General features: G+C 73.8%; 3 protein-coding genes. All 3 read right to left on the minus strand.

Going from position 1 to position 4,512, the window contains the following annotated elements; genetic code table 11:
- The coding region (locus ABZS66_RS60660) for a dynamin family protein (protein ID WP_354773934.1) at nucleotides 1-1,582 on the minus strand (1,582 nt) is incomplete at its 3' end.
- A gap of 3 nt (nucleotides 1,583-1,585) precedes the next feature.
- Entirely contained in the window at nucleotides 1,586-3,607 is a 2,022-nt protein-coding gene (locus ABZS66_RS60665; RefSeq protein WP_354773936.1) for a dynamin family protein, read from the minus strand.
- 37 nt (nucleotides 3,608-3,644) lie between these two features.
- On the minus strand, nucleotides 3,645-4,512 hold an 868-nt coding region (locus tag ABZS66_RS60670; protein ID WP_354773938.1), incomplete at its 5' end, for a hypothetical protein.

The following is a 4,512-nucleotide window of genomic DNA, read 5'->3' on the forward strand; positions in this document are numbered from 1 at the left end:
CGGCGTCCTCGTGGGCCATCATCGCCGCCACCGCCGTGCGGCAGGCGTTCGCCGCGTTGGCCTTCGCGGCGTCCTCGTCGGCCTTGACGGCCTCGCCGGCGCTCATGCCGGTGCCGACCAGGCCGCCGATCGCGGCCCCGATGACGGTGCCGATGACGGGGGCCACGAACGAGCCGAGCGCGGCGCCGATGGCCGCGCCGCCGGCGCTCTTGCCCTTGCGCACCGCGGTGTCCGGCACCGCGATGGTGATCGAGCCCGGCCGCAGCAGCGCCGTGACCTTCGCCTCGACGTCGCTGCCGGGTCCGCTGTGCTGGTGCTCACGGGCCGCCTTGCCGGCGGCGGCCACGACGTCGGCGGCGAGCCGCTCGGCCACCGCGACGAGCCCGTCGCGCAGCACCTCGGCGTAGTGGCCGTCGCGGCGCAGCGTCGCGTCGATGCTCTGGCGCACCGGGTTGACGCACGCCTCGGCGGTCGAGCGGTACCGGGCGAAGGCCGAGCGCACCTCCTGCTTCAGCGTGCGCTCCAGCGCGCGGCGCCGGGTGTCGAGCTCGCCGCGGCGCACCTCCAGCGCCCGGCGCTGATCGTCGGCGGCGTCCCGCTCGACGCCGATCCAGCCGTCGACGGTGCGGATCAGGTCGCCGAGGTCGACCGCCGCCCGCTGCAGCCGGGTCGCGGCGATGCGCGGGTGCTCGGCCGACGACAGCGACGTCAGCAGCTCGCCGAGCTGCGGCCCGGCGAAGCCGCCCGCCTGGGCGCCGGCCGCCCGGGCGCTCAAGAAGTGGATCTCCGGCCCCTCCTCGCCGGCCCAGTCGGTCGCCTGCCGCATGCGCTCGGCCACCGGGCCGAAGCGGTCGCGGCGGTACCGCTCCCACTGCTCCTCGGTGTCCTGGGACAGGAACACGTTGACCACGAACAGCACGGAGGCGGCGCCCCGGACGGCCACGTGCTCGGCGAGGAACTGCTGCTCCACCAGCGACAGCACCTGGCGCGAGTTGACGACCCAGATGAGCAGGTCGGCGCCGCCGGCCGCGTCCCGGGCCCGGTCGGTCATGGTCGCGGTGTCGTTGATCCCCGGCGAGTCGATCCAGGTGACGCCGTCCGCGGGCCGGTCCCCGGCCAGGGTCACCATGACCCGCCGGACCTTCTGGGGGCGGCGCCGGTACTCGCCGTCGCCGTCGACGAGCGACACCTCGTGGGCGATCGCCGCCCGGGTGAGCTCCAGCGGTACCGTGCGGTTGTCGGTGACCGCGGCCGCCCCGTCGCGGGTGCCCCGGCGGATCCAGCACGGCACGCCGGTCTCCGGGTAGTCGCTGGCCGGCAGCAGGTCCCGGCCCAGCAGCGTGTTGATGAGCGTGGACTTGCCGGAGCTGAAGTGACCGCCGAACACGACGGTCACCCCCGGCCGCAGCAGGGCGGACGACGTGGTGCTCAGCCACGCCTTGACCCGGTCGTGGCGGATCGCGCCGGCCGCGCGGCGCACCGCGGCGAGCTCGTCGCGCAGCGCCGGCCCGGACGGGTCGAGCGCCTTGGCGAGGGCCGCCGGGCCGACGGCGCCGCCGACCCGGGACTGCGAGAGGGTCATCGCTCAGCCCACCTGCTGGGCCAGGGTGAGCGCCCGCTGCAGCGCGACCCGGCTGCGGGCCAGCGCGGCGGTGGCGTCGGTGAGCGTCTGCTGGGTGCGCTCCTTGTCCTCCTGCTTCATCCGGTTCAGCTCGACGACCTCGCGGACGTTGCGCTCCTCCTCGTCGATGAGGTCGGTGACCAGCTTGGTGACCTCCTCCTCGATCTCGGCGAACTTGTCCGCGATGTTCTTCGAGATGACCAGCGCCATCTGGTCGGGCAGCGACTGCAGCTGCTCGTCGGTCTTCTCGACCGCTTTGGCCTTGATGCGCTTCTCCAGGCCGATGCCGCCGCCGATGAGGCCGAACAGCAGCGCGCCGGCGAGCGCGACCGGCCAGAAGACCACGGCCGAGCTGATCCCGAGCAGGCCGAGCACGAGGCCGGTGCCGAACGCCCCGACCGCCGAGCCGACCGCGCCGCGCCAGCCGCCCGCGCCGGCCCCGACCGCGCCGAGCGGGTTGCCGACCAGCACGCTGGCCACCGCCGACACGACCTTCTCGTTGGTGCTGACGACCGGGCCGGCGTTCGCGTCGACCTGCCACCCGGTCAGCTCCAGGTGGATCTCGCCGAACTTGCGCTCGATCGTGGCGACCTCGTCGGCGACCTCCTCGACCATCTCGGTGACGAGCGGCCGCAGCACGTCCGCGGCGCCGCCCTGGCTCCAGTCCTCGACCCGGCTGCGCACGAAGCGGCTGATCTCGTCGGCCGCCTCCTGGCCCATCTTCTTCTGGTTGAGCGCCTTCATGAACTTCTCGCCCGACGGCAGGCTGTAGCCCTCGATGTGCCCGGGCAGGTCGCGGCGGATCTCGGCGACGAGGGAGGTGAAGGCCACCTTGATCTCGGCCTCGGCGCGGGACTTGTACCGGGAGAACAGCCGCGGCAGCTTCGCCGGGCGGCTGCGGATCGCCGCGAGCTTCGGCAGGATCGCCTCCTGCGCCTCGCGCAGCTTCGCCTGATCGGCGCGCAGCGCGGTCTGCCGCTGGTCGATCTGCTGCTCGATGACGGTGGAGTGCTGCGACGCCAGCGTCACGAACTTGTTGAGGTGGATGTACTGCCGGTTGCCCAGCAGGAAGCTCGCCAGCCGCTGCTCGAAGTGCAGCAGGCCGGAGCGCTCCACGCCGGCGGCGTCGCCCGAGTAGCGCGCGGCGCGGGCCAGCTCCGCGTCGATGAAGTAGATGTCCTGGGTCGCCAGGTCCTGGCCGGTGTAGTCGGGGCCGTTGAGCTGGTCGCGGACGTAGCGGTTCCAGACGAACTTGCGGAGCCGGTCGTCGACGGCCCGGCCGCCGAACAGGTTGACGACGGTGAACACGCGGGTGCCCTCGCCGATCAGGCTGACCGCGTTCATCATCTCGCCCTGGCCCATGAGCACGTCGCTGCGGTACAGCACGATCGCCGCGTCGGCCCGGTTGGTCGCCTCCTTCGTGACCATCGTGCGGGTGTCGTGCTCGTCCAGCCCGGGCGAGTCGTACACCACGATGCCCGCCTGGCAGAGCCGGGCCGGGAAGCCCATCTCGAACTCCCGGATGTGGCCGAACCGGGCCTGGCTCTCCCGCTCGTCGGTGTCCAGTGTGGACCCGCGCAGGTACTCGTCCATCGACCAGGACTGGCTCGTCTTGTCGAAGTGCCAGGCCTTGATGTACGGCTCCTCGGCGTAGCGCACGCCGGTCAGCGTCGCGGTCGCCGGCAGGTCGTCGACGACCATCGGGCCGGCGTGCCCGCCCAGGTCGATCTTGACCGTCGTGCCGCCGAGCAGCGCGTTGAGGAAGGTCGACTTGCCGGTCTTGAACCGGCCCATCACGATCAGGTTGAACGTGTCGGAGAGCAGGTTGTCGCGCACATCGTTGAGGTTGTTCGCGGTCTGGGCCATGTCGAGGTTCTTGGCGATCTTCGTGAGGCCCTCGATGGCGGCGACCGCGTCGGCCTGCGGCTTGCGGCCACCGCCCACGATGGCGTCGACGATCGCCGACGAGGCTTCGGGTGGGTTCATGGCGTGCTCCTCTCTTGGGGGTACCGCAGTGGCGGAGTCAGTCCGCCAGCTCGACGAGCCGGTGCCGCAGTGCGGCGACCCGGTCCTTGACGGCCGAGGCGCGGCCGTCGGGCGTGGGCGTGCCGGTCGCCCCGCCGCGCTCGGCGAGCCCGCCCAGGGCCCGGTCGAGCTCGGCGAAGACGGTGTCGACCGCGCTGCGCCGCGCGGCGAACGCGACCGCCAGGTCGCTGCGCACGAGGTCGCGGTAGGCGTCGATCTGCACGCCGATCGCGTGCTTGGCGAAGCCGGTGACCGCCTCGCCCACGTCACCGGACCCCCGGCGGTGGTCCAGCAGCCGGCCGCCGAGGGCGCCGGCGGCGGTGGCGGCGAGCGTCGGCACGAGCGGCACGCCGAGCAGGACCGCGACCCCGAGGCCGACCACACCGCCGGCGATGGTCAGCGGCGCGCCGCGCCCGCCGCGGCCGCCCGGGGGCGTGCCCGGCGCCATCCCCACCGACCGGTAGGCCCGCACGTCGGCACCGGCGCGCAGCCCGTCGGCGGCGGCCTCCGCGTAGCTGCGCCCGCCGGGCCGGGGCGGCACCAGCCGGTCGACCGCGGCCCACTCGACGTCCTCCAGCTGCTGCTCGGCGGCGGCGAACGCCTGCTCGGCGCGGCTGATCGCGAGGCCGTACGGCCCGGCGTGCCAGCGGCGCATGCCCTGCTCCAGGTAGGCGACCAGGCACGCGTTGACCGCCCGCCGGTCGCCGAGGTCGCGGCAGTGCTGCTTGAGGTGGACGGCGACGCCGGCGCGCAGGTCCTCCCGGGCCATGTCCAGCGACGCGCTCAACTCGGCGTCCAGCGAGCGGCCGGCGGCCTGCAGCTGGGTGCCGATGCGCCGCCCGGTCGCGGCGAACAGGGCCACGACG

The organism is Dactylosporangium sp. NPDC005572 (assembly GCF_040605515.1).
Classification (GTDB): Bacteria; Actinomycetota; Actinomycetes; order Mycobacteriales; family Micromonosporaceae; genus Dactylosporangium.